Origin of the sequence: Promicromonospora sp. AC04, from assembly GCF_003058225.1 — a bacterium.
GTDB lineage: Bacteria > Actinomycetota > Actinomycetes > Actinomycetales > Cellulomonadaceae > Promicromonospora.
In genome coordinates, this window is sequence record NZ_QBUG01000002.1 from 363,849 (window position 1) to 389,152 (window position 25,304).

A 25,304-nucleotide genomic window follows, 5' to 3' on the forward strand; every position below is an offset into this window, starting at 1 on the left:
GAAGTACACGGGCCGATCCGAGCTGACAACCGGAAGAAGGCAGCATGGACCAGAAATGCCTGCGGGCGGCAGTCGTGGGCGCCGGCTACTGGGGCCCGAACCTGGCGCGCAACTTCGCCGGGTCGGAGCAGTGGGAGCTGGCCGCCGTGTGCGACCTCGACGCGGACCGTGCGGCCCGGGTCGCCCGCGCGAACGGCCGGGCCGACGTCGAGACGTCGCTGGCCACGCTGCTCGACCGGGACGACATCGACGCCGTGGCCATCGCCACCCCCGCCCGGACGCACCACGCGATAGCCCTGGCCGCGCTGCGGGCCGGCAAGCACGTGGTCGTCGAGAAGCCGATCGCCGACCATGCGGCGGCCGCGCAGGAGATGGTCGCCGAGGCGCGGGCCAGGGGCCTGGTGCTGATGACCGACCACACCTACTGCTACACGCCCGCTGCCCGGAAGATCCGCGAGCTCGTGGCGAACGGCGACCTGGGCGAGATCCTGTACATCGACTCGGTGCGGATCAACCTCGGCCTGGTCCAGCCCGACGTCGACGTGTTCTGGGACCTGGCGCCGCACGACCTGTCGGTCATCGACTTCGTGCTGCCGGACGGGCTGCGGCCGGAGTCGGTGGCCGCCCACGGCGCCGACCCGATCGGCGCGGGCAAGTCCAGCGTCGGGTACCTGGTGCTGCGCCTTCCGGGCGGCGCGGTGGCGAGCGTGCACGTGAACTGGCTCAGCCCCACCAAGGTGCGGCGGATGACCATCGGGGGGTCGCGCCGCACGCTCGTGTGGGACGACCTGAACCCCCAGCAGCGCATCAGCGTCTACGACCGCGGCGTCGACCTCGAGACCCAGGCGTTCGACAGCCTGGAACGCCGGGCGGCGGCGATCTCCTACCGCCTCGGCGACACCTGGTCGCCCGCGCTGGAGGAGCGCGAGGCGCTCGGGTCCATGGTGAGCGAGCTGGCCGCGGCGATCCGCGGGGAGCGCGCGCCCCTGACCGACGGCACCGCTGGAGTTCGTGTCCTCGACGTGCTGGAGGCCGCCGACCGCAGCCTCGCCACGGGCGGCGGCCTCTCCCCGCTGGGAGCCGACGTGTCCCCGGTGGGAGCCGGCGCGGCAATCCCGCGGGAGCTGACCGGCAAGCTCGCGGGAAGCGGTGCGGCATGAGCACGCTGCGCGGGGCGAACGTCCTGGTCACGGGCGGCGCGGGGTTCATCGGCAGCCATCTCGTGGACGAGCTGGTGCAGCGCAGGGGTGCCGCGACGGTCACCGTCGTCGACTCCCTGGTCAACGGGCGGCGGGAGAACCTGGCACACCACCTGCCCGACGACGGCGCGGGCGACGCGCGGGTCCGGCTCGTCGCCGAGGACGTCCGGAGCGAGACCGCGCTGGACCTGGTCGACGGGGCGGACGTCGTCTTCCACCTGGCCTGCCTCGGGGTGCGGCACAGCCTGCACGACCCGCGCGAGAACCACGAGGTCAACGCGACCGCGACGCTGGAGCTGCTCGAACGGGCGCGCGCCGCGGGCGTGGGCCGGTTCGTCCACGTGAGCTCGAGCGAGGTGTTCGGCACCGCGCAGTACGCACCCATGGACGAGAAGCACCCGACCTGGCCGGAGACGGTCTACGGCGGGTCGAAGCTCGCCGGTGAGGCCTACGCGCGGGCCGCGTTCCGCACCCACGGCATGCCGGTGGTCGTCGTGCGGCCGTTCAACACCTACGGCCCGCGCAGCCACTTCGAGGGCGACAGCGGCGAGGTGCTGCCCCGCACGATCGTGCGCGCCCTGTGCGGCCTGCCCGCCTTCGTCTACGGCGACGGCGAGCAGACGCGCGACTTCCTGCACGTCACCGACACGGCGCGAGGCCTGGCCGAGATCGCGGAGTGCGACGCCGCCGTCGGCCGCACCGTCAACGTCGGCTCGGGTGCCGAGCTGACCATCAACGAACTGGTGACCACCGTCGCCCGCCTCGCCGGCCGGCCCGACCTCGACCCGGTACGCCTGGAGGCCCGGCCCGGCGACGTGCGCCGCCTGCTCGTGGACAACACCCTGGTCCGCGAGCTGACCGGGTTCACGCCCCGGACGACCTTCGAGCAGGGCGTCGCCGAGCTGGTCGACTGGTTCCGCGGCCGGCCGGAGAGCCCGGAGGCGATGCTCGACCGGATCGAGGACCGCAACTGGGTGGCGCCGTCGGGCACGACGGCGGACGCGACGTCAGGCGCGACCGCAGGCGCGGGGGTGGTCGTATGACCACCTCGGAGACCGGCCTGCACCGCGCGGACGGACTCCGCGCGGACGAACCTCGCGCGGACGAACACCGCGTGGACGTCATGAAGCCGTGGCTCGGCGCGGCCGAGATCGCGGCGGTGACCGAGGTGATCGAGTCCGGCTGGGTCGCCCAGGGCCCCCGCGTCGCGGCGTTCGAGACCGCGTTCGCCGACGCGATGCGGACGCGCCGCGCGGTCGCGACGTCGAGCTGCACGACGGCGCTGCACCTCGCCCTGGTCGTCGCGGGCATCCGCCCGGGGGACGACGTCGTCGTGCCGTCCTTCTCCTTCGTCGCCACGGCGAACGCCCCGACGTACGTGGGCGCGTGGCCGGTGTTCGCGGACGTCGACCTCGCCACCGGCAACATCACCGCCGAGACGGTGGCAGCGGCCCTCACACCCGCCACGCGCGCGGTCATCGCGGTGGACCAGGCAGGCATGCCCGTGGACCTCGCCCCGATCCGCGCGCTGTGCGACCCGCTCGGCATAGTGGTGATCGAGGACGCCGCGTGCGGCGCCGGATCGACCTATCACGGCCGCCCGGTCGGCGCGGGCGCCGAGATCACCGCCTGGTCCTTCCACCCCCGCAAGATCCTCACCACCGGCGAGGGCGGGATGCTCACCACGAGCCGCCCGGAGTGGGCAGCCCGCGCGCGACGCCTGCGGGAGCACGCGATGAGCGTCTCGGCCGCGGACCGGCACGCCTCCCTCGTGTCGCCGCCGGAGGAGTACGGCGAGGTCGGGTTCAACTTCCGCATGACGGACCTCCAGGCCGCCGTCGGCCTGGTGCAGCTCGGCCGCCTCCCCGAGATCGTCGCCCGACGGCGGCAGCTCGCCGCCCGCTACCGCGACGAGCTGGCCGGCGTGCCCGGACTGCGCCTCGTCGAGGACCCCGCCTGGGGCACGAGCAACGTGCAGTCGCTGTGGCTGGAGGTGCTGCCCTCGTACGGGACGGACCGGGAGGGGCTGCTCCTGGCGCTCGCCTCGGCAGGGATCTCCGCACGGCGCGGCATCATGGCGGCGCACCGGCAGCCGGCGCACGCCGGCCGGGACCACGTCCCGCTGCCGGTGACCGAGCGGCTCACGAGCAGCACGCTGATCCTGCCCCTGTTCCACCAGATGACGGACGCCGAGCTGGACCGCGTGGTCCAGGTGCTCCGCGACCACGGGGGGCTATGACGTGGCGGCGACAGGGGGCGGGTCGCTGCTGCTGGTCGGCGCGAGCGGGCTGGCCCGGGAGGTGCTGCCCATCACCGCCGGGTACGACGTGCGCGGCATCCTCGACGACCGGCACGCCGACCTGGCGCCCGTGATCGGCGGGGTGCCGGTACTAGGCCCGGTGGCCTCCGCCGCGGCCCACTCCCGCGCGCTCCTGCTGCTGTGCATCGGACCGAGCGGGGCCCGCGCCGCCGTGCACGAGCGGCTCGATCCCGGGACGCGGTTCGCGACGGTGGTGGACCCGTCGGTACGCAATCCCGCAGGGTGCCCCGTCGGCGTCGGGTCGATCCTGCTGGCCGGCGTCACGATCACCGCCGACGCGCTGCTCGGCGCGCACGTGGTCGCGATGCCCGGCGTGACGGTGACCCATGACTGCGTGGTGGCCGACTTCGCCACGCTCGCCGCCGGGGTGTCGCTCGGTGGGGGCGTGCGGGTCGGCCGGGCCGCGTACCTCGGGATGAACGCAGCGGTGCACCCGGGCGTGCGGATCGGCGCCGGCGCCACCGTGGGCATGGGCGCGGTGGTGCTCACCGACGTGCCGGACGGCGAGACCTGGGCGGGCGTGCCGGCCCGCCGGATCGCTTCGAAGCCTGCCGCAGCTGAGCCCGAAGCCCGGAAGCCCGCCACGAGGAGCCCACGATGAAGGTCGTCGTGTACGTGCACCACATGGAGATCGGCGGCAGCCAGCTCAACGCCCTGGAGCTCGCCCGCGAGACGGCGGCCCGCGGGCACGACGTCGTCGTCCTCGCGCCCCCCGGTGGCGCCATGTGGGACGTCGCGCGCCGGTTCGGGCTGGACATGGTGACGCTCCCGACCCACCTGGTCTGGCCGTCGCCCAAGAACATGGCGCACGCGGTCTCGGCAGTGCGCCGCCTGCGCGCCGACGTCGTGCACGCCTACGAGTGGGGCCCCGCGATCGACGTCGCGCTCGGCCCGCACATGCTGCTGGGCACCCCGGCCGTCGTGACGACCCTGTCGATGTACGTCTCCGGCTACATCCCGCGGCACCTGCCGCTGATCGTGGGCACCCGCCGGCTCGAGCAGGAGGCAGCCACGATCTACCGGAACGTGCGGCTCATGGAGCCGCCGGTCGACACGACCACGAACTTCCCGCGGAGCGCCGGCGGCACCGCCGTGCGGGCACGGTGGGGATTCCGCCCCGACGACGTCGTCCTCGCCGTGGTCTGCCGCCTCACCGACGACCTCGACAAGACCGCCGGCGTCCTCGAGGCGATGGCCCTGGTCGAGCGCGGCGGCTGGAGCAGCGCGCTGTGCCTGCTCGTCGTGGGCGACGGCCCGCGGTCCGACGACGTCGCGGCGCGCGCCGAGGCGATCAACGCCGCGGTCGGGCGGCGCGCGGTCGTCGTGGCGGGTGCCCTGGACGACCCGCGCCCCGCCTACGACGCCGCCGACGTCGTGCTGGGGATGGGCAGCTCCGCGCTCAAGGGGATGGCGTTCGGGAAGCCGGTGGTGGTCCAGGGCGAGCGCGGCTTCTGGCGCCGCCTCGACGAGGAGAGCCTCCCGAGGTTCCTCGAACAGGGCTGGTACGGGTCCGACGGCCGGGGCGTGGCGGCGCTGGCGGACGCGCTGGAGCCGCTGGTCCGCCGGCCCGGCCTGCGCGCGACCCTCGGCACGTTCGGTCAGCGGCTCGTCGCCGACCGCTTCTCGCTGGCGGCGTCGGCCGGGCAGCTGGAGCAGATCTACCGCGACGCCGCTGTGGACGGCCGCCGCTCGGCCCTGTCCCTCGGCCGGACGGCCGCCGTCGTCGTACGGGACACCGTGCGCGGCCGGTTGCGGGAGAGGCGACCTCGTGGCTGACGTGTCGACCCTGAGCGGTCAGGTCGCGCGTGCCCTCCGCTGGAGCACCACCGGCACCCTGGTGGTGCGGCTGGGGAACCTGGGCCTGGGGATCGTCATCGCCCGTATCGTGTCGCCGGAGGAGTTCGGCCTGTACGCGATCGCCCTGACGGTGCAGAGCGTCGTCATGGCCGTGGCGGACCTCGGCCTGAGCGCCGACCTGGTCCGCAGCCCCGACTTCGCGCGCCGCACCGGTCCGGTGGCGGTGCTCGGTGTGGTGACCGGGGGCTTCCTCACCGTGGCCGCCGCGTTGTCCGCCCCCGCGCTCGCGACGGCGATGGGCGGCTCCGGCGCGGCCGGGCCGATAGCGATCCTCTCCGTGACGTTCCTGCTCGCGGGGCTGGGCGTGGTCCCGTTCGCCACCCTCCAGCGGCGGCTCGACCAGCGCGGGCTGTTCCGCTCCAACGCCGTCGACTTCGGCGTGGGCGCCGCGGTGACCCTCGTCCTGGCGGCGCTCGGCCACGGATTGATCGGCCTGGCCGTGGGCCGGGTGGCCGGCCAGGCGTGCGGCGTCGCCATGCAGTTCTGGCTCACGCGGACGTGGCTGCGGTTCTCCTGGGACCGGACGGTCGCGCGGTCCGTGCTGGCGTTCGGCCTGCCCGTCGCGGCGGCGAACCTGCTGTCCTGGGTGCTGCTGTCGGTCGACCGCGTGGTGCTCGGCAACACCGCCGGCGCCGTCGAGCTGGGCTACTACGTGCTGGCCGCGAACATCTCGATGTGGCCCATGACCCTGGTGGGCCAGGCGCTGCGGTCGGTGACGCTGCCCGCCTTCTCCCAGGTCCGCGAGCGCGCCCGGGCGGCGCTCGTCCCGCTGCTCGGGCCGGTGTGGTGGGCCGTCGCCGGGGCGGCGGCGATGCTCGCCGCGCTGGCTCACCCGGTGGTCGTGCTGGTCTACGGGTCCCGCTGGGAGCCGGCCGCGCAGATCCTGGTGCCGCTCGCCGTGGTCGGCGCGGTGCGGGTCGTCGCGGACGTCCTGGCCGGCTACCTGTACGCGCTCGGCCGGTCGCGGGGCGTCCTCGTGGTGCAGATCGTCTGGCTGGTGGCCCTGGTCCCCGCGGTAGTGGTGGGCGCCCGGGCCGGCGGGAGCACGGGCGTCGGCGTGGCGCAGGCAGTCGTGGCGATCGCCGTGCTGATCCCGGCCTACCTCGTGCTGCTCCGCCGGTCGCGGGACGAGGTCGGCGCCCTGGCCCGCGCGCTCGCCGTGCCCGGGCTCGCCGCGGCGGGCGCCGTCGTCGCGGGTATGGCCATCGCGGGCCGGGTCGGCGACCCGCTGCTGGGCGGCCTCCTCGGCGGCGCGACCACCCTCGTCGTCTACCTCGCCGCAACGCTCGCGTGGGTGCTGCCGCGCTGGCGCGCCGCCCGCACCACCCTCGACGGGCCGGACGACGAACAGCCGGCACCCGCCGTTCCCGCTGACCTACCGAGAGGAACGTCCCGATGACCGAGACCGTGACCACGACTCCCCCGGCGCCTCTGCGGCAGCCGGTGCCCTTCGTGGACCTGCAGGCACAGACCGACGAGGTCACCCACGACGTCCGCGAGCGCTGGGACCGGATCCTGCGCACGTCCGGGTTCGTGCTCGGACCCGACGTCGAGCAGTTCGAGCGCGAGTTCGCCGCCTACTCCGGGGCGCGGCACGCCGTCGGCGTCGGCAACGGGACGGATGCCCTGGAGATCGCCTTCCAGGCGGCGGGGATCGGCCCGGGCGACGAGGTGATCGTCCCGGCCAACACGTTCTTCGCGACGGCGGAGGCGGTCCTGCGGTCCGGCGCCACGCTGGTGCCCGCCGACGTCGACGACGACTTCCTGCTGGACCCGCGGGACGTCGCGGGCCGGCTCACGGCGCGCACCCGAGCGGTCGTCGCCGTCCACCTGTACGGGCAGATGGCGCCTGTGGCGCGGCTGCGCGAGGTGGTGGGCCCCGACGTCCTCCTCGTCGAGGACGCGGCCCAGTCCCAGGGCGCGAGCCGGGACGGGTTCCGCTCGGGCGGGGCGGGCGACGTCGCCGCCACGAGCTTCTACCCGGGCAAGAACCTGGGCGCGTTCGGCGACGGCGGCGCGGTGCTGACGTCCGTCGACGACGTCGCCGAGCGGGCGCGCCGCCTGCGCAACCACGGCGGCGTCAACCGGTACGAGCACCTGGAGGTCGGGGCCAACTCGCGCCTGGACGCGCTGCAGGCCGCCGTCCTGTCCGTGAAGCTGACCAGGCTCGACGCCTGGAACGCGCAGCGGTCGGCCGCCGCGGCCCGGTACGCGGCCCTCCTCGCGGACGCGCTCGGGGACGTCCCCGAGGTCGTGGCGCCGCGCGAGCTGCCGGGGGCCGCGCACGTGTGGCACCTGTACGTGGTGCGGGTGCCGGACCGGGCGGCGGTGTCGGAGGCGCTCGGGGCCGCCGGGATCGGGCACGGCATCCACTACCCGGCCCCGATCCACCTGCTGCCCGCGACGGCTCACCTGGGCTTCGGCCCCGGCACCGCCCCGCGGGCCGAGGCGCACACCGACCAGATCCTCTCGCTGCCGATGTTCCCGGGCCTCACCGGGGCCCAGCAGGAGCGCGTCGTCGGCGTGCTGCGGGACGCCGTCACCGGACGGCCCGCACGCCGGGCGGTGGCGGGATGAGCACCGGGGCGCTCGACCGGGCGGCCGCCGCGTGGCGCGGCTGGGTGGACCGGCACGCGACAGGCGGTAGGACGACGGGCAGGCCGGGCGCGGGCCGGCTCGTCCAGGTGCTCGGCCGGGGCGTCCGGTCCCCGCTGCCCGCGCGCGTGGTCCGACGGCGGCCGCCGTCGGCCCCGGAGTCCCGGCCTCGCGTCTCGGTGGTGGTGCCGTGCTTCAACTACGGCCGGTTCCTGCCGCAGACCGTCGGCAGCCTCGTCACCCAGGCGGGCGTTGACGTCGAGGTGATCATCGTCGACGACGCCTCGACCGACGACAGCCTGGTCGTGGCACGTGAGCTGGCCGCCCGGCACCCGGGCGTGCACGTCGTCGCGAACCCGCGGAACGCGGGCCAGGTCGAGTCCTTCAACCGGGGCTGGGAGCGCAGCACGGGCGAGCTCGTCGTGCGGCTGGACGCTGACGACCTGCTGCCGCCCGGCGCGCTCGCGCGCGCGGCGGCAGTGCTGGAGCAGCACCCGGAGGTCGGGCTGGTCTACGGCCACCCGCACCACTTCGACGACGGGACGACGCCGGAGCCGGCGCTCGGCGACCTGACCTGGACCGTCTGGGACGGGCGCGAGTGGCTGGCCGAGCGGTGCCGGACCGGCGTCAGCTGCATCACCTCCCCCGAGGTGGTCATGCGCGCCGACCTGCTCAAGGACGTCGGGCCGCTGGACCCGCGGCTGCGGTTCACGATGGACGTGGAGATGTGGCTGCGGCTCGCCGCCGTCGGCGACGTCGCCTACGTGGGCGGCGCCGACCAGGCGCTGCACCGCGAGCACGCGGGCAGCCTGAGCGTGAACGAGGGGTCCGGCGCGCTGCTGGACCTGCGGGCGCGCGCGGACGCGTACGACCGGCTGTTCGCCAACGTCGGCGACCGGCTCCCCGACGCGCGAGCGCTGCACGACCGGGCGCGCGCCGCGCTGGCCCGGGACGCGCTGCGGTACGCGGCGGCGGCCGCCGACCGGCGGGAGCCGCCCTCGAGCAGCTCGTCCGGGGACCACTCGGCAGCGGTCTATCTGGCGCTTGCGGCCGACGTCTGGCCGCCGTCCCGCTCGTGGCCGTTGACCGCGCGCGTCGTCAAGCGGGCGAGGCAGAGGGAGCGGGCGGACCGCGCCGGGCAGGGCCGCCGACCCGGACCGGGCGCCGTCGCCCGCCGGGTGGCCCGCCGCGCCCGCACCGAGCTGATGTACCTGCGCTGGGCTACGTCCGGCCTGTGACCGAGGAGACCTGCCGATGAACCGGCTGACCAGAGCTACCGCGAAGATCCGCCGCCTGCGCCGTGCGGGCGTCCGCGGGGTGGCGCAGCGCGCCGCCGCCCGCGCCTACCGGGCCACCGACGCCCGCTCGCTGAGCTTCCAGCTCGACGCCGCGGACATCGCCGGCCGGGTCCCGGTCGCGCTGCCCGTGCCGGTCTCCACGCTGGTGGACCGGCCGCTGACCGTGGGGTGGGTGACGTCCCCGCCCGCCGCGGGCTCGGGCGGGCACACCACCCTGTTCCGCATGGTCGAGGGGCTCGAGGCGCGGGGACACCGGTGCGTCGTGTTCCTGTACGACCGGCACGGCCTGGACATCGCCCAGCGGACCGAGGAGCTGCGGAGCGGCTGGCCCGGTGTGCGCGCCGAGGTCAGGGACGCGCGCGCGGGCATCAGCGGCGTCGACGCGGTGGTGGCGTCGTCGTGGGAGTCCGCCCACGTCGTCCTGGCCCACTGCCGCAAGCCCGCCCACCGGCTGTACTTCGTGCAGGACTACGAGCCGTACTTCTACCCGCGCGGGTCGGAGTACGAGCTGGCGGCCATGACGTACCGGTTCCCGTTCCGCCGCATCGCGCTCGGCGACATGGTGGCCGGCTGCCTCCGGTCCGAGCTGGGGCAGGACAGCGACGTCGTCCCGTTCGGGTGCGACACCCGCACCTACCACCTCCCCCGGGAGGAGACGCCCCGGTCCGGGGTGGTGCTCTACGCGAAGCCCGACGTCGGCCGCCGGGGCTACCTGCTGGCCGCCCTGGCGCTGGAGCGCTTTCACCGCGCGCACCCGGACCAGGAGATCCACGTCTACGGCTCGCAGCCGACGGATCTGCCGGTCCCGGTGACGTTCCACGGCCGCCTCACGCCCGCGGAGCTCAACACCCTCTACGGGCGCGTCACAGCGGGCATCGCGATGTCGTTCACCAACATCTCGCTCGTGGCGGAGGAGATGCTCGCGGCCGGCGTCGTACCCGTCGTCAACGACTCGCCGCTGGCCCGCGCGGACCTGTCCAACCAGTACGTCGCGTGGGCCGAGCCGACGGCGGCGGGCATCGCCGCCGAGCTCGTCGCCGCCGTCGAGCGACCGGACGTCGCGACGTACGCCGAGAAGGCCGCCGCGAGCGTCGTCGGCCGGTCGTGGGCTCCTGCGCAGGAGCTGGTCGCCCGGATCGTGGAGGACGAGGTCCGTGGCACAGCCCGGGTGTGACGGTCAGGCCGCTCTTGCCGGCTCGGTGTCCGGTGCGGTCGCCTGCGCGGTGTCGGACTCGGTGTCGGGCGCGCGGCCCGGCCGCCGGGAGCGCGCCTCGAGCAGCACCATGACGGCGAACGTGGCGCAGACGCCGAGCACGCCGGTCATCCCCACGCTCCGGGCCCGCGACCCCTGCACCTGGTGGACGACCGTCGACTCCGGGGCGACCGTCACGCTGATGCGGTTGACGGGCGCCACCCCGGCGTCGCGCTGCAGCCGGCTCAGCTCGGTGGCGATCCGCGCGACTATCGCGTTCTGCCGGTCCGCGACCTCCTCGGGGGTGGCCGCCACCACCTCGACGTACAGGACCTGCTCGGCGAAGTGGGTGGCCCACTGACCGCCCGTGTCCGGCAGCCGGACCGACCAGCCGTCGCGTACCCCCTCACCGACGAGCGTCGCGTCCGGGGAGGCGTACTTGGTGACCTTGCCGGGCCCGGCGACCGCCTTGGCGACCACGCCGGCCGTGATGATCAGGTCCTCGGAGGTGGTGCGCAGCGCGTTCGGGTAGGCCTGGCTCGACGGCGCCAGGAAGACCACCTGCGTGCGGCTGAAGTAGACGCCGTCGTCCAGCGTGGTGGCGTAGGCGAGGCCGAGCGTCACGACGGCGCCCACTACCAGGACGGGCCAGCGCCGCAGCGCCAGACGGACCAGATCCCACAGCGTCATCGGCCCTCCGGAAATTCTCGGAGCGGGCGAAATTTGCGCGGGAATTCCGCGACTCATTCTTTTCCCGCCCTCGGCACGATACCTTTGTCGAGCGCGGCGTGATACGCCCGGAAAGGGTGAACAAATGTCATTCCTTGACGTGATCGCAGCTCTGGGCCGCCAGTGGTTGGTACTGGTGACCGGGCTGCTCGCGACCGCGGCGCTGGCCTGGGGGGTCACCGTCGTGTCCCCACCTGTGTACACCGCGCGCGCCCTGGTCGTGCTGGTGCCCTCCGAGCAGCTCGTGGGCGAGGGCGGCAACCCGTTCCTGGCGCTCGGCGGTCTCGACCTCCCGGCCCGCGTGGTCGTCGCGTACTACGAGAGCGACGTCGCCCACGACAGGTTCGCGTCCGGGTCGCCCGACGCCGAGTACGTGGTCGCCATCGAGGAGTCCACGCGCGGGCCGGTGATCGCCATCGACGTGACGGACGCGACCCCGCAGGCCACTCTCAAGACGCTGGACCAGCTCACCGCGTCGATACCCGTCGAGCTGCAGCGCCTCCAGGACGAGGTGGACGTCCCGAAGAGCTCCATCATGTCCACGCTGGTGCTCGCGAAGGACGAACGGACCAAGACCGACTCGAGCGACATGGTCCGCCTGCTCATCGCCGCGGTGAGCGGTGGCCTGGTGCTCACCGGCATCGCCGCCGTGGGACTCGACGGGATCCGGCGCAGCCGCCGCGCACGGAAGCAGGCTCCGGTCACCGGTCCCCCGGTCATCGGCCCGCCGCTCATCGGCCCGCCCGTCGGGCCCCCGGTCGGGCAGCAGGTCGGGCAACGGGTCCCCGTGCAGACCGTGCGGTTCCCGCCGATCACCACCCCGCCGTTGCGCAACCCGCCCCCGGACGCCCGCGAGCGCCACCCGGACGACGCGCCGGCCAAGGCATCCACCGCGGACTCCCGGTGACGCACGCCCGGCCGCCCGTGTCGGTGCGTCATGCCGCGCCGGGGGCCGGGGTGCGGCGCGGTGTGCAGTTCGACGCGGTCACGTGGCTGTCGATCTACCTGGTGCTGCTGTTCGCCGTCCCGTCCCGGCTGGTGTTCCAGCCGCTGGGCAGCGCAGGGGCGCCGTCGATGGTGTTCGGGCTCGCGGGCCTGGTGCTGTGGGTGCTCATGGGGGTGGCCGCGACCCGGACCTCGCCTGGACGGCCCCGTTCGATCCGCATAGCGCTGGGCGCGTTCGTGTTCAGCGCCGGTGTCACGTACGTCATCGCGATGTCGCGGCCCATCGTGTCCGGCGAGATCAGCCCCGCGGACGTTGCCCTTCTGGCGCTGCTCGCCTGGTCCGGCACGCTGCTCCTGGCGCACGACGGGGTCACCTCGCCGGAGCGGCTCGACGTGCTCGTGTGGCGGCTGGCGCTGGCGGGCGGCGCGCTGGCGGTGCTCGGCATCGCGCAGTTCGCGCTCGGCGAGCTCTTCGTGGACCAGATCACCGTGCCCGGCCTGACCCCTACCGGCCCGTTCGAGTTCACGGAGCGCAACGGCAGGTACCGGCCCCCTGGTACGGCGACCCACCCGATCGAGTACGGCGTGCTCGTGGCGATGCTGCTGCCGCCGGCCCTGCACGTCGCGTTCCAGCACACCGAACGCCCCCGCCTCCTGCGCTGGGCGCCCGCCGTGGCCCTGCTGGTGCTGATCCCGCTGACCGGGTCCCGCTCCACCTATGTCGGGGTCGCGATCGCCGTCGCCGTGCTCGTCATCGGCTGGCCCGGCCCCCGGCGGCGGGCGCTGCTGGCCATCGGCGCGGTGGGCACCGTCGCCATGCTCGTCGCCGCGCCCGGGCTCGCGGCATCGATGCTCGGCCTGTTCACCGACGCCGACCAGGACCCGAGCGTCGCCTCCCGGACCAGCTCGTTCGACGCCGCCGGCGAGTTCATCGCCCGCGACCCGCTGTTCGGCCGCGGCCTGGGCACGTTCCTGCCCACGTACCGGATCTTCGACAACCAGTACCTGCTGCTCCTGGTGACGGTGGGCGTGGTGGGCACGGCGCTGTTCGTCGGGCTCTGGCTGGCCACGCTCCGCGTCCTGCTGCACGTGCAGTCGACCAGCGAGGACGACCGGACGCGCAGCCTCGCGACGGCCCTGGCCGCATCGGTCTCGTCGGGATTCGTCAGCCTGTTGTTCTTCGACGCCTTCGCGTTCCCGATGACGATGGGCACGCTGTTCCTCCTGATCGGGCTCTCCGGCGCGCTGCGCGACCACACGCTCAGGGCAGCTTCCCGGGAATCACCCGGATAATCACCCGCGTCCGCATTCCCCGGCCGCGAGTAGTCGTCCACGATAAAGAAATGATCAATCTCTGCTTTCACGGGATCGGAACGCCACCTGCCGGCGTCCCGGCCGAGGAGGCTGCGTACTGGATCGGGGGCGACACGTTCCGTCGGGTCCTGGACCGGGTCGCCGACCGTCCGGACGTGCGGCTGACCTTCGACGACGGCAACGACTCCGACGTCACGGTGGCCCTGCCGGAGCTGGTCGACCGGGGGCGGGTCGCCGAGTTCTTCGTCATCGCGGGCCGCCTCGGGCGCCCCGGCTCGCTGGCGGCCGCCGACGTACGGCGGCTGCGCCTGGCCGGGATGGGCGTCGGGTCGCACGGCCTGCACCACCGGGTCTGGCGCAGGCTGAGCCAGGCGGACCAGCACGAGGAGCTCGTGGTCGCCCGCAGCTGGCTGGAGGAGGTCCTGGGCGAGCCGGTGAGCACGGCGGCGTGCCCGCTCGGCCGGTACGACCGCGCGACCCTGGCCGCGCTGCGCCGGCTGCGCTACACCCGCGTCTACACCAGCGACCGGGCACTGGCCCGGCCGGGCACCTGGCGACAGGCCCGGTTCAGCCTCCGTTCCGGCGACACGGCCGACGACGTCGGCGGCTGGCTCCAGCACGGCGACCGTTATCCCGCGCGGCTCGCGGACTCGGCGCGGACGTTCGTCAAGGGGCTGCGCTGATGGCGGGTCCGAGTGCCGTCGATGGTCCCGGCGGCCTCGGCACCGACCCCGAGGTCGCCGCCGTCGTCGTCACGTACAACAGCGCACGCCACGTCGGCGACCTGCTGGACAGCCTGCCCGCGGCGTTCGGGGACGTCACGTACCGGGCCGTCGTGGTCGACAACGGCTCGACGGACGAGACGGTGGCGCTGCTGCGCGCCAGGGACGACTGCACAGTCGTCGAGAGCGTGAACGACGGGTACGGCGCCGGCATGAACCGCGCAGTGCGGCATGCACCCCGGGCCGGGACGATCCTGGTGCTCAACCCCGACGCCCTGCTCGACCCGGAGGCAGTGCCCCGGATGCTGCGCGTGCTGCGCCGGCCGGGCGTCGGCATCGTCGCGCCCCGTACGCGGGAGGCCGACGGTCGGTTGTCGCCGACGCTGCGCCGCACGCCGACAGTCGCTCGCGTCGGCGGGCTGAGCTTCACCCGCATCCCGTGGTTCGCCGAACGGATCGACGACCCGCGCGCCTACACCGCCGAGCGCGCCGTCGACTGGGCGGTCGGGTCGATCTGGCTGCTCTCCCGGGAGTGCTTCGACACGCTGGGCGGGTTCGACGAGTCGTACTTCCTGTACTCGGAGGAGACGGACTTCGCGCTCCGGGCCCGGGACGCGGGCTGGGCCACCGTGTACACGCCGCTGGCCGGCGGTATGCACATCGGCGGCGGGTCGGGCACCAGCCACGAGACCCACACGATGCAGATGCTGAACCGGGTCCGGCTGGTCCGACGGCGCAGCGGGACCCCGGCCGCCTGGGTGTACTTCGCGGGAACCCTGCTCATCGAGCTGCGCCGCGCCGTCCTGGGCCACCGCGCGTCGTGGCCCACGCTGCGCGCGCTGGTCCGCCCCGCCCTCCGCCCGGCGGTGCTCGGCGCGAGCGACGCGGTGCTGCCGCGATGAGGCACCTCGCGTCAGGGGAGCCGGGAACGCCCGGGGAACCGGCATCGTCCGGGGAGCCGGCATCGCCTGGGAAGCCGGCGTCGCCCGGACGGCCCGTCGCCTCGGTGATCGTTCCGGCCCATGACGAGGAACGCACGATCGGCCGCCTCCTCGACGCCCTGTGCGCCGTCCCGGGGCAGCTGGAGGTCGTCGTCGCGTGCAACGGGTGCACGGACGGGACTGCGTCCGTTGCCGCGCGGTACCCGGTCACGGTGCTCGACCTGCCCGAGCCCTCCAAGGCGCGCGCGCTGCGCGCCGCCGACGAGGTGGCCCAGGCGTTCCCGCGGGTCTACCTCGACGCCGACGTGGAGATCACCGCCGACGGCGTGGCCCGGCTCGCGGCCGCCGTCGGCCCGGGTGGCGCGGTCGTCGCAGCCGCCCGGCGGACCATGCCCCGCACGGGGGTCTCGCTTCCGGCCCGCTGGTACTACGACGTGTGGGAGGCACTGCCGACGGTGCGTTCGGGCCTGTTCGGGCGCGGGGTCCTGGCCATGTCCGAGGACGGCGTGCGCCGGATCGGGGCGCTGCCCGAGATGATGGCCGACGACCTGGTGCTCTCGGAGGCGTTCGCGCCCGCCGAGCGCACGATCGTGGACGACGTCGCGGTCGTCGTGCACCCGGCGCGCACCCTGCGTGACCTCGTCCGACGCCGTGCGCGCGTGACGACCGGCAACGTCCAGGCGGACCGGGCCGGCCTGCGCACGCCCGAGGCGCGCACGACCCCCGGCGACCTCTGGCTGGTAGTGCGAGAGCGGCCGGGGCTGGCGCTGCGGGTCCCGTTCTTCCTCGGCGTCGTGCTGGCCGGGCGGTTCCGGGCCCGCACCGCCGTCCGCCAGGGTGACTTCACCACGTGGGAGCGGGACGCGAGCTCCCGGGTGTGACCAGTGGTCACCTCGTCGGGTCGTCATCGAACCTAAACGTCGTGTCCCTGTCCATCACCGCGAACCGCAAGTTGATGACGGTCGGACCCGCCGAACCGAAACGACACGCCGAAGTGTCATCAGCCATCGGCGTGTCGTTTCGGTTCGGCAAACGAGAGCACAGGCAGGTTTCGGTTCGGCGCGTCAGAGCGAGCGCAGGTTTCGGTTCGACATGCGAACCGCAGTGGCGGCCGATCACAGCACGCTTGCCCGGCCGAGACCCGAGACCCGATACCGGAGACCCCAGACCCCAGACCCCAGACCCAAGACCCAAGACCCAAGACCCGGGACTCGAGACCCGAGACCCGAGACCCGAGACCCGAGACCCGAGACCCGAGACCCGAGACCCGAGACCCGACCAAACCGCTAGGACCCGCCCCCGCGACACGGATCGAGCGCCCCCACCGACTTCGTCCGACCGGAGCCCGTCACGGTCACCACATGGGACCGTCGGACGGCGACGTCGGGACAGCTGACCTCGACCGCGGCGTAGCCCCAGCTGCCCTTGACCACCTGGAGGTTGCGCACCGTCCCGTGGGTGCCCGCCCGGAACGGGTAGCCGCCACCGCGGACGAGCAGGCCATCGATCGACAGCGACGTGTTGCCCTGGCCGTCCGGGTAGAAGAACGGGGCGTTCCCGGGGCAGTTGGCGCGTTCGCGCAGCGTGATGGTCGTCATGCGCACCACGAGCCGGCCGCCGTTGTACCCCTGGATGCCGTCGCCGTGCCAGTCCCGGCACGCATGGGGCGGTTCGATCCGGATGAAGCTGTCGGCGACGGTCACGCCGCCGCAGTGCTTGGACCCGACCCGGATCCCCTCGGGGACACCGTCGATCTTGACGTCGCGGACGGTGAACCCCCCGTTGCCGATGACGGGCAGGTCGGTCTCACCGGAGCGGCCGGTGCTCACGAACGTCGAGCGCTCGATCAGCAGCCCGGACCCGCACTTGCCGTTCACGTCGTTGATCACCACGGCGTTGACAGCCTGCACCCGCCGCAGCGTCACGTTCCGCGCGGCGACGTAGACGACGCCGTTCCGGATCCGCAGGTCCTTGACCACCGTCCCCGCCTTGCGGATCCAGAGGTCCCCGGTGTGGGTCTTCTTCGGCGACCAGCCGGGCGGGAGGCCCGCGCTCCTCACGGTGGGGAACGTGGTAGGCGGCCCGGTCGACGTCGTCCCCGCAGACGCGGGCGGTGCCGCCTGTGCCACCGGTGCCGGCGCAGGCTGCGAGGCCGCGACCGTCCCGGCGACGACGAGCACACCGATCCCGGCGAGCACAGCACGACGAGGGAATTTCCACATAGAAGCGCCTCCACCGGCATGCTGGCACGCCGTTCAGTACCGGACAACCGGAAAAAGGCTAACAACGACAGGATGATTTTCGCCGCAGGCCACGCTTTCACCCTCTTCCTGCCGTTCCCGGTAGTGCGCACCGGCGGGATAATTGCTGGTGTGCCGGTCGCCCAGAATGTTCTCACCCTCCCGATCACCACGGACGATCTTTCCCGTGTGGGTGAATTTCTCAGCGTCCACCTCGACAACAGCCTCACGCCCGGACAATGGGCACATTCGCTGCGCCCCACGTGGACCACGAGCCACCCCGACCACGGGTTCCTGCTCGAGTCCGACGGCCTGGTCGTCGGCGTGTACGCCGCGTTCTACTCCGAGACCCGGACGGCGGACGACCGGCAGCGCGCGGTGTGCAACCTCGCGGCGTGGTGCGTCCTGGACGAGTTCCGCCACCACTCGCTGCGGCTGGTGCGCGCGATGCTCGCCCAGCGCGACCGCGAGCTGACCGATCTCTCCCCGAGCGGCACCGTGGTGCCCCTGAACGAGCGGCTCGGCTTCCGTCACGTCGACACGGCGGGCGCGCTGGTGGTCAACCTCCCCCTGCCCACACGGCGGCGCGTGCGCCTCCTGACCGGGCGCGCAGACATCGAGGCCGTGCTCTCGGGCGCCGACCTGGCCGCGTACCGCGACCACGCAGACTCCCCTGCCGCGCGGCACGTGGTGGCCGTGGTCGACGGGCGACCGTGCTGGGTGGTGTTCCGCGCGGTCCGGCGTAAGGGGCTCCGCCTGTTCGCGTCCGTCCTGCACGTGAGCGACCGCGACCTGTTCCGCGCCACCGCACCCGCGGTGTACCGGCACATCCTGCTCGCACACGGGCTGCCGTTCACCCTGGTGCAGACCCGCGTCTCCGGCCCCGGTCCATGGCACTCAGTGCCACTGTCCGCGCAGCGGCCGGCCATGTACCTGAGCCGCACGGGGGAGCCGCCGGAATCGGTCACGTACCTGTACAGCGAGCTGACCCAGGTGCCGTGGTGAAATGCGCTCCGCAAGGTGAAACCAGTGCCCTGAGGCACAATTCACGACACATATCACCCTCTTGGCAGGGCTATATTCAAACGCTTCTCCATAGATTCACCTCTGGCGTTTCACCCCGAGCTATTCGCATCTCGCCAACAATGCCGGCCAGCGATCCATTTTCACCCTTTTCGCGGTTCACCCGCTTTTCGGCCTGATTCACCCGGCGCCCGCCTGACGGAAATGGCAGCGCTCGCTCTACCGTGATTCATGTGACCGCCATCCATCAGCTCCTGGAGCAGCAGGCGCGGATCCGCCCCGGTGCCCCGGCACTGTCCGCCCGAGACGCGACCCTTACCTACGCACAGCTGTGGCACGCCGTTCAGGAGGCCGGGTCCCATCTCGCCGGGCTCGGCGTGGCTCGCCACGACCGCGTGGCGGTCTATCTGGAGAAGCGGTTCGAGACGGTGGCGGCACTCTGGGGCACCTCGGTGGCCGGCGCCGTCTTCGTCCCCGTCAACCCGCTGCTCAAGGGCAAGCAGGTCGCCCACGTCGTCCGCGACTCGGGCGCCCGGGTGCTGGTCACCTCGGCCGGTCGGCTGGCCGCCGTGCGCGACCATCTCGGGGACACCGGGCTCACCACTGTGCTGCTCGTGGACCAGCCCGACGGCGCGGCCCCGGCGGGCTCGGGCGCGGAGCCGGACGGCCTCACCATCCGCTCCTGGGCCACAGCGCCCGACGGCGACGCGCCCCCCGTCGACGCCCCACCCGCCGAGGCACCGCCGTCGGGCCCCGACACGGATATCGCGGCGATCCTGTACACCTCCGGCAGCACCGGCGCGCCCAAGGGTGTAGTCCTGTCGCACCGCAACCTGGTCGTTGGCGCCACCAGCGTCTCCGGCTACCTGGGCAACACGGCCGACGACGTCCTGCTGGCCGTGCTGCCCCTGAGCTTCGACGCGGGCCTGAGCCAGCTGACCACCGCGTTCGCCGTCGGCGCCCACGTGGTGCTGCTGGACTACCTGCTCCCCCGCGACGTCCCCGCCGTCTGCGAGAAGTACGGCGTCACCGGCATCACCGGTGTACCGCCCCTGTGGACGCAGCTGGCGACGGTGGACTGGCCGCAGCGCGCCCGGCAGGCGCTGCGGTACTTCGCGAACACGGGCGGGCGCATGCCCCGGTCGCTCCTGGTCGAGCTGCGCGAGCTGTTCCCCGCCTCGGTGAAGCCGTACCTGATGTACGGCCTCACGGAGGCGTTCCGCTCCACCTACCTCGACCCCGCCCAGGTGGATCTCCGGCCCGACTCGATCGGCCGGGCGATCCCGAACGCGGAGGTCCTGGTGCTGCGCTCGGACGGCACCCGGTGCGGCCCCGGGGAGCCGGGCGAGCTGGTGCACCGCGGCAGCCTCGTCGCGCTCGGCTACTGGAACGACCCGGAGCGCACGGCGGCGCGGTTCCGCCCCGTGCCCGGGTACGACGAGCCCTGGCGGGCAGCCCCCGAGCCGGCCGTGTGGTCCGGCGACACTGTGGTGCAGGACGCCGAGGGATACCTCTACTTCGTCGGCCGCGCGGACGAGATGATCAAGACCTCCGGGTACCGGGTCAGCCCCACCGAGGTGGAGGAGGCGGCCCTCGGCACCGGTCTGGTCCGCGAGGTCGTCGCCCTCGGCGTGCCCGACGCCCGCCTGGGCCAGCGGATCGTGCTCGTCGCCGCGGCACCGGAGCCCGTCGACACGGACCGGCTGGTCAAGGAGATGCGGCAGTCGCTCCCCACGTTCATGCTGCCGGCGGAGGTCCGGCTGGTCGACACGCTGCCCCGCACCCCGAACGGCAAGCTCGACCGTCCCACGGTCCGCGCCCGTGTCACCGCGCAGGTGACCAAGTGACCGCGCAGCCGCTGGTCGCACCGGTCGAGGCTGTCGCCCCGCACCCGGCCGTTGCGGCCGTGCCGGTGGCGGGCGACGAGGTGGTAGTGGGCGGCGTGCCGCTGACACGCCTGGCGGCCCGCGTGGGGTCCACGCCGTTCTTCGCCTACGACCGGCAGCGCATCAGCGACCGGGTCGGCGAGGTCCGGGCCGCGTTCGGCGACGCGGTGCGTCTCGGGTACGCCGTCAAGGCCAACCCGATGCCCGCCGTCGTGCAGCACCTGGCCGGGCTCGTCGACGCGCTCGACGTCGCCTCCGCCCGGGAGATGCACACCGCCCTGGACACCGGGACGACACCGGACCGGATCAGCTTCGCGGGTCCCGGCAAGACGCCGGAGGAGATCCGCTCGGCGGTCGCGGCAGGCGTGCTGATCGAGCTCGAGTCGCAGACCGAGGCACACCGGGTCGTCGCCGCCGGGGAAGGCCTCGGCGTCGTCCCGCGGGTGGCGGTCCGCGTCAACCCGGACTTCGCCGTGCGCGGCTCGGGAATGCGCATGTCGGGCGGCCCGCAGCAGTTCGGCGTCGACGCCGAACAGGTCCCCGACCTGCTCCGTTACCTGACGGCGACCGGCGTGGACATGACCGGCTTCCACGTCTTCGCCGGGTCGCAGAACCTCGACGCCGAGCGGATCGCCGACGCCCAGCGCGCCACGGCCGACCTCGTGGTCACGCTCGCCGATCACGTACCCGGCCCGGTGCGATACGTGAACCTGGGCGGCGGCCTCGGCATCCCGTACTTCCCGAAGGACCGGCCCGTCGACCTGGGCCGCGTGGGCGAGAGCCTCGCGGCGGTGGTCGCCGAGCGAATAGCCCCGGCGCTGCCCGACGCCGACGTCCACATCGAGCTGGGCCGGTACCTCGTCGGCGAGGCCGGCTACTACGTGACCCGCGTGATCGACCGCAAGGTCTCGCGCGGGCGCACCTACCTGGTGGTCGACGGCGGCATGCACCACCAGCTCGCCGCGTCGGGAAACCTCGGGCAGGTGATCCGGCGCAACTACCCGGTGCTCGTCGGCGACCACATGGCGGTGCGCGACACCGAGCAGGCGACAGTCGTCGGCTGCCTGTGCACACCCCTCGACCTGCTGGCCGACGACGTCCCGCTGCCCCGCGCAGAGCCCGGCGACCTCGTCGTGGTGCTCCAGGCCGGGGCCTACGGCCTGACCGCGAGCCCTACCGCGTTCCTCGGCCACCCGGCACCCGCCGAAGTGCTGGTCTGACCACCTGACATCCGCCTGACCTCCACCCGGCAGCATCCGAGAACCGACCATCCGACAGGGGAGAAACGATGAGCAGCGACGTGACACAGGGCCCAGCCGGCCCGTCCAGTGGGACTGCAGGCGACGTGACGCTCGCCGACGTGCTCGAGGTGCTCGGCAAGGTCCTCGGGATCGAGGACCGCGTGGGCGCGTTCGACGCCGGCACGCCCCTCTTCGGCGACCTGCCGGAGCTGGACTCGCTGGCCGTCCTGGAGCTCGTGACGACGCTCGAGGACCGGTTCGCGATAACGGTGGACGACGACGAGCTCACCGGGGGGCTGCTGGAGACCGCCGGCACCCTGCACGCGTTCGTCCGCGACCGGGCCCGGTGACGGGCGCGCCATGAGTACGGACAGCAGGGTGGCAACGGACAGCACGGCACCGGCTCGGATCCTCGGCTCGGCCGACGTCGACGAGCGCGCCACGATCGGCGTCGGCACCACCATCTGGCACCTCGCCCAGGTGCGGGAGGACGCCGTCGTCGGCGCCGGCTGCACGGTGGGGCGCGGCGCGTACGTCGGGCCGGGCGTGCGGGTCGGCGACGGCTGCAAGCTGCAGAACTACGCCCTGGTCTACGAGCCGGCCGTGCTGGAGGACGGCGTGTTCGTGGGCCCGGCCGTCGTGCTGACCAACGACCTGTATCCGCGCGCGATCACCCCGGACGGCGCGGTCAAGACCACCGACGACTGGCAGGCCGTAGGCGTCACCATCCGGACCGGAGCCGCGATCGGCGCCCGGGCCGTGTGCGTGGCGCCGGTGACCATCGGCCGGTGGGCCACCGTGGCGGCCGGGGCGGTCGTGACCACCGACGTGCCGGACTTCGCGCTCGTCGCCGGCGTGCCCGCGCGCCGCATCCGCTGGGTGGGCCGCGCCGGCGTACCGCTGGAACGCACCGGCCCGGAGGGCTGGCGGTGTCCCGCGACCGGGGACGAGTTCACCGAGGCGGACGGGGTCCTGCGCGAAGCGGACAAGAGCGTCTCTTTTCGCGAATGAACGCTCATCCGGCATTTCTTTCCAGATTCGTAACGGGTGGATGAAAAGAGCACACGCACCTGTTCCAGGCCTTTTTTCGCCCATTCTTCGAAACGGGTGAAGCCTCGGGTGAAACGGCCTCGATAAGGCGACAGGGCGCCGCAGCCCTCTTATTATCGAATGAGGAAATACCAAGAGAACCGGACGCAGACACCGCTCCCGAAGCTGTCTTTACCAGGCCCGGACTACTAACCCCCGGCTCCACAGGCGCTCCACGCGCCGCGCTCGAATGCGCTCCAAAACTTGTCCTTGATCCGAGGGAAGAAAGGATTCGACGTGGCGAGCCAGACGGTAGACGGCGGTTTCGAAATTCGCCCTCAGACGACCGAGCAATGGGTGAAGAATCACGCGTCGCGCGGTTTTCACGATCCCCGCGCCACACGCGCCCACCCGCAATGGCAGATGCAGTATCGCCTGCGGCTGCGGTTGACGGACGCGGCGGTCGTGGTCGGCTCCGCCGTCGTCGCCTACGTCCTGGACGCGACCCTGCTGTTCGGTGCGCCCGGGCACCCGGGGCCGCTCCGGTCGATCGCCGTGCCTGCCATGGTGGCGGCGGTCTGGATCGCGGCGCTGGCCCTGCGCAGCTCGTACGACCTGCGCGTCGTGGGCCGGGACCACACGGAGTACCTGCGGATCTTCGGCGCCACGTGGACGTCGGTGAGCGTGCTCGTGCTCCTGGCGTGGCTCACCACGTTCGTCGAGGCCCGGGACGTGCTCGCGCAGGCCGTCGCGCTGCCGCTCGGGCTCGCCGGGCTGATCGGGTCCCGCTACACCTGGCGCCAGTGGGTGGCGCGCACCCGGCGGCGGGGCAGGGGCTGCATGACGCCCGTCCTGGTGGTCGGGCACCGCGAACAGGCCGAGCGCGTGATCAGGAGGCTCAACGGCTCACCCCAGCAGGGGTACGTGGTGGTGGGCGCCTGCCTGCCGTCCGACGAGACCTCGGCGGATGGGACGCCGTCCGGCACGCCGCGGCCCTGGGACGGGCTGCCCGGCGACGAGGTCGGCGGCGTGCCCGTGCTGGGCGACCTGTCCCGGGTCGGCGAGGCGGCGGCGCTCGTCCGCGCGAGCGCCGTAGCGGTGAGCGCGTCCGACAGCATCACGACCGACGTCGTGCGTCAGCTCGGCTGGCAGCTCGAACGGGTCGGCGTCGACCTCATGCTCACCGCGGAGCTGGCCGACGTCGCGCCCGCCCGCGTCAGCGTCTCCCCCGCGTCGGGCATCTCGCTGCTGCACGTGGCGGCGCCCGAGTTCAAGGGGCCCAAGTTCCGCGTGAAACAAACCATGGACTGGCTGCTCGCCGCCGTGCTGACGCTGCTCGCGTCGCCGGCGCTGGTGGGCGTGGGGCTCGCCGTGGCACTGACCAGCAAGGGCGGGCTGTTCTACCTGTCGGAGCGCGTGGGGCGCAACGGCAAGATCTTCCGGATGATCAAGTTCCGCACCATGCGGGTCGGCGCCGACCGGGAGGTGACGACGCTCGCCGCCGGGAACGACGCGGCGGGCCCGCTGTTCAAGATGCGCACCGACCCGCGCATCACCGGCGTGGGCCGGATCCTGCGCCGGTACTCCCTCGACGAGCTGCCGCAGCTCTTCAACGTGCTGAGCGGGCAGATGAGCCTCGTGGGCCCGCGGCCGGCGCTCCCGCACGAGGTGGCGAAGTACGAGGAGCGCATGCGGCGCAGGCTCCTGGTCAAGCCGGGCATGACGGGGATGTGGCAGGTCTCCGGCCGGTCCGACCTGCCCTGGGAGGAGGCGGTGCGGCTCGACGTCTACTACGCCGAGAACTGGACGCCGCTGCAGGACCTGGCCATCCTTGGCCAGACCGCCCGCGCGGTCGTCTCGGGCCGCGGCGCCTACTGATTCGTTGTGGGCGCGACCGTTGCGCCTAAACCGGGCACGAAGTCGCAACGGTCGCGCCCACAACCACGAGACCAGTCAGGGCTTCTGCCAGACCGACACGTGGGCCGTCGAGTCGGCGGTGAACGGCGACCGGTCCCAGCCCGCCCAGCGGTCCCGGAGCCGCAGCCCGGCGATCCGCGCCATGAGGTCCATCTCGGCGGGCCAGGCGTACCGGAACGGGACCGACCGGAACCGTCCCGCGCCGTCCGTGGTCACGGTCACGTGGTTCGACGAGAACAGCTGCGTCACGACGTCGTACCGGTCGAAGCCCACGTAGCCGCCGCCCGCCGCACCCGGCGCGACCGTGAACGGGACCGTGTCCTGGCCCGGCGGGAGGCGCCGCAGGTCCGGCACGCCGACCTCGATGAGGAACAGCCCGCCGGGCCGCAGGTGCGCCGCCGCGTTGCGGAAGACGTCGACCTGCCCGTCCTGGGTGGTGACGTTGCTGATCGTGTTGAACACGAGGTAGGCCAGCGAGAAGTCGCCCGGCACGACGGCGTCGCCGAACCCGTCGAACCGGGTGGACGTCATGTCGCCGATCGTCACGCCGACGTCCTGCCCGCCGGGCTTGCCGGCGATCCGCGCGGCCATGGCCCGGCTGAGCTCGATGCCGCCGACCTGGACGCCGCGAGCGGCCAGCGGCGCCGCGATGCGGCCGGTGCCGACGGCGAGCTCCAGCACGGGACCGCCGTCGGCGAGCTCCTCCAGCAGGTCGACGGCGGGCGTCACGACCTCCGGAGCGTTCGCGCCGCCCGGTCCGTCGTAGCCGGCGGCCACGCTCTCGGGGAACTGCCCGTCGGCGGGGTCGTCGGCAGGGTGGGCACTGGGGTGCGCGTCGTCGGTCACGGCCCCGACG

Annotated in this window: 23 protein-coding genes; 20 read left to right on the top strand and 3 right to left on the bottom strand. The window is 73.4% G+C overall.

Translation table 11 applies throughout. The annotated features are described in order from the left end of the window. The first annotated feature begins 44 nt into the window (after positions 1-44). The 9 genes from C8K30_RS07100 (at position 45) to C8K30_RS07140 (ending at position 10,443) form a co-directional block, all read left to right on the top strand. A complete protein-coding gene (locus C8K30_RS07100; RefSeq protein ID WP_108492190.1) occupies positions 45-1,160 on the top strand; it encodes a Gfo/Idh/MocA family protein in 1,116 nt (371 codons plus the stop codon). Next, complete coding sequence (locus C8K30_RS07105) at positions 1,157-2,242, top strand: dTDP-glucose 4,6-dehydratase (protein ID WP_108492191.1); 1,086 nt, start codon at positions 1,157-1,159, stop codon at positions 2,240-2,242. Before C8K30_RS07100 ends, C8K30_RS07105 begins: the two co-directional genes overlap by 4 nt. A gap of 80 nt (positions 2,243-2,322) precedes the next feature. Next, positions 2,323-3,438 (top strand): DegT/DnrJ/EryC1/StrS aminotransferase family protein, encoded by a 1,116-nt coding sequence (locus tag C8K30_RS07110; RefSeq protein WP_108492568.1) that lies wholly within the window; start codon positions 2,323-2,325, stop codon positions 3,436-3,438. A 1-nt stretch (position 3,439) separates the two neighbouring features. Beyond that, complete coding sequence (locus C8K30_RS07115; RefSeq protein WP_108492192.1) at positions 3,440-4,120, top strand: NeuD/PglB/VioB family sugar acetyltransferase; 681 nt, start codon at positions 3,440-3,442, stop codon at positions 4,118-4,120. Then, a complete protein-coding gene (locus C8K30_RS07120) occupies positions 4,117-5,295 on the top strand; it encodes a glycosyltransferase family 4 protein (RefSeq protein WP_108492193.1) in 1,179 nt (392 codons plus the stop codon). The genes C8K30_RS07115 and C8K30_RS07120 overlap by 4 nt, the downstream gene beginning before the upstream one ends. Then, positions 5,288-6,775 (top strand): oligosaccharide flippase family protein, encoded by a 1,488-nt coding sequence (locus C8K30_RS07125; RefSeq protein WP_158280953.1) that lies wholly within the window; start codon positions 5,288-5,290, stop codon positions 6,773-6,775. The genes C8K30_RS07120 and C8K30_RS07125 overlap by 8 nt, the downstream gene beginning before the upstream one ends. Then, the gene (locus C8K30_RS07130; protein WP_108492195.1) at positions 6,772-7,953 is read left to right on the top strand and encodes a DegT/DnrJ/EryC1/StrS aminotransferase family protein; all 1,182 of its coding nucleotides are present in this window, start codon (positions 6,772-6,774) and stop codon (positions 7,951-7,953) included. The genes C8K30_RS07125 and C8K30_RS07130 overlap by 4 nt, the downstream gene beginning before the upstream one ends. Further along, complete coding sequence (locus tag C8K30_RS07135; RefSeq protein WP_108492196.1) at positions 7,950-9,209, top strand: glycosyltransferase; 1,260 nt, start codon at positions 7,950-7,952, stop codon at positions 9,207-9,209. The genes C8K30_RS07130 and C8K30_RS07135 overlap by 4 nt, the downstream gene beginning before the upstream one ends. A 16-nt stretch (positions 9,210-9,225) precedes the next feature. Further along, positions 9,226-10,443 (top strand): glycosyl transferase group 1, encoded by a 1,218-nt coding sequence (locus tag C8K30_RS07140; RefSeq protein ID WP_108492197.1) that lies wholly within the window; start codon positions 9,226-9,228, stop codon positions 10,441-10,443. 3 nt (positions 10,444-10,446) lie between these two features. Here C8K30_RS07140 and C8K30_RS07145 read toward each other — a convergent pair whose 3' ends face one another. Next, positions 10,447-11,151 (bottom strand): hypothetical protein, encoded by a 705-nt coding sequence (locus C8K30_RS07145; protein ID WP_233257035.1) that lies wholly within the window; start codon positions 11,149-11,151, stop codon positions 10,447-10,449. Between the two features lie 124 nt (positions 11,152-11,275). On the opposite strand from C8K30_RS07145, the gene C8K30_RS07150 reads away from it, so the two are divergent. From C8K30_RS07150 to C8K30_RS07170, 5 genes are all read left to right on the top strand, one after another. Then, positions 11,276-12,097 carry a hypothetical protein gene (locus tag C8K30_RS07150; protein ID WP_132231255.1) on the top strand — a complete coding sequence of 274 codons (822 nt, stop codon included), beginning with the start codon at positions 11,276-11,278 and terminating at the stop codon, positions 12,095-12,097. Then, a complete protein-coding gene (locus tag C8K30_RS07155) occupies positions 12,094-13,428 on the top strand; it encodes an O-antigen ligase (RefSeq protein ID WP_108492199.1) in 1,335 nt (444 codons plus the stop codon). Before C8K30_RS07150 ends, C8K30_RS07155 begins: the two co-directional genes overlap by 4 nt. A gap of 50 nt (positions 13,429-13,478) precedes the next feature. Continuing rightward, on the top strand, positions 13,479-14,132 hold the full coding sequence (locus C8K30_RS07160; protein ID WP_108492200.1) for a polysaccharide deacetylase family protein: 654 nt from the start codon (positions 13,479-13,481) through the stop codon (positions 14,130-14,132). Next, the gene (locus C8K30_RS07165) at positions 14,132-15,073 is read left to right on the top strand and encodes a glycosyltransferase family 2 protein (RefSeq protein WP_108492201.1); all 942 of its coding nucleotides are present in this window, start codon (positions 14,132-14,134) and stop codon (positions 15,071-15,073) included. The genes C8K30_RS07160 and C8K30_RS07165 overlap by 1 nt, the downstream gene beginning before the upstream one ends. Before the next feature lie 104 nt (positions 15,074-15,177). Further along, the gene (locus tag C8K30_RS07170; protein WP_199230385.1) at positions 15,178-15,993 is read left to right on the top strand and encodes a glycosyltransferase family 2 protein; all 816 of its coding nucleotides are present in this window, start codon (positions 15,178-15,180) and stop codon (positions 15,991-15,993) included. A gap of 405 nt (positions 15,994-16,398) precedes the next feature. Here the strand turns inward: C8K30_RS07170 and C8K30_RS07180 are convergent, their stop codons facing one another. Next, positions 16,399-17,172: a hypothetical protein gene (locus C8K30_RS07180; protein ID WP_199230386.1), complete on the bottom strand. Its 774-nt coding sequence runs from the start codon at positions 17,170-17,172 to the stop codon at positions 16,399-16,401. A gap of 234 nt (positions 17,173-17,406) precedes the next feature. Between C8K30_RS07180 and C8K30_RS07185 the strand changes: the two genes are divergently transcribed. The 6 genes from C8K30_RS07185 to C8K30_RS07210 all read left to right on the top strand — a co-directional run bounded on the left by C8K30_RS07185 (position 17,407) and on the right by C8K30_RS07210 (position 24,409). Continuing rightward, a complete protein-coding gene (locus C8K30_RS07185) occupies positions 17,407-18,357 on the top strand; it encodes a hypothetical protein (protein WP_199230387.1) in 951 nt (316 codons plus the stop codon). 251 nt (positions 18,358-18,608) lie between these two features. After that, positions 18,609-20,222 carry an acyl-CoA ligase (AMP-forming), exosortase A system-associated gene (locus C8K30_RS07190; protein WP_233257036.1) on the top strand — a complete coding sequence of 538 codons (1,614 nt, stop codon included), beginning with the start codon at positions 18,609-18,611 and terminating at the stop codon, positions 20,220-20,222. Next, positions 20,219-21,481: a pyridoxal-dependent decarboxylase, exosortase A system-associated gene (locus tag C8K30_RS07195; protein WP_199230388.1), complete on the top strand. Its 1,263-nt coding sequence runs from the start codon at positions 20,219-20,221 to the stop codon at positions 21,479-21,481. Before C8K30_RS07190 ends, C8K30_RS07195 begins: the two co-directional genes overlap by 4 nt. Positions 21,482-21,549: 68 nt before the next feature. Further along, positions 21,550-21,852 carry an acyl carrier protein gene (locus C8K30_RS07200; RefSeq protein WP_108492205.1) on the top strand — a complete coding sequence of 101 codons (303 nt, stop codon included), beginning with the start codon at positions 21,550-21,552 and terminating at the stop codon, positions 21,850-21,852. Between the two features lie 28 nt (positions 21,853-21,880). Continuing rightward, complete coding sequence (locus C8K30_RS07205) at positions 21,881-22,513, top strand: acyltransferase (RefSeq protein WP_233257037.1); 633 nt, start codon at positions 21,881-21,883, stop codon at positions 22,511-22,513. A gap of 441 nt (positions 22,514-22,954) precedes the next feature. Then, the gene (locus tag C8K30_RS07210; protein WP_108492207.1) at positions 22,955-24,409 is read left to right on the top strand and encodes a sugar transferase; all 1,455 of its coding nucleotides are present in this window, start codon (positions 22,955-22,957) and stop codon (positions 24,407-24,409) included. Positions 24,410-24,484: 75 nt separating this feature from the next. Here the strand turns inward: C8K30_RS07210 and C8K30_RS07215 are convergent, their stop codons facing one another. Next, the gene (locus tag C8K30_RS07215) at positions 24,485-25,294 is read right to left on the bottom strand and encodes a class I SAM-dependent methyltransferase (protein ID WP_108492208.1); all 810 of its coding nucleotides are present in this window, start codon (positions 25,292-25,294) and stop codon (positions 24,485-24,487) included. Between the last annotated feature and the right edge of the window lie 10 nt (positions 25,295-25,304).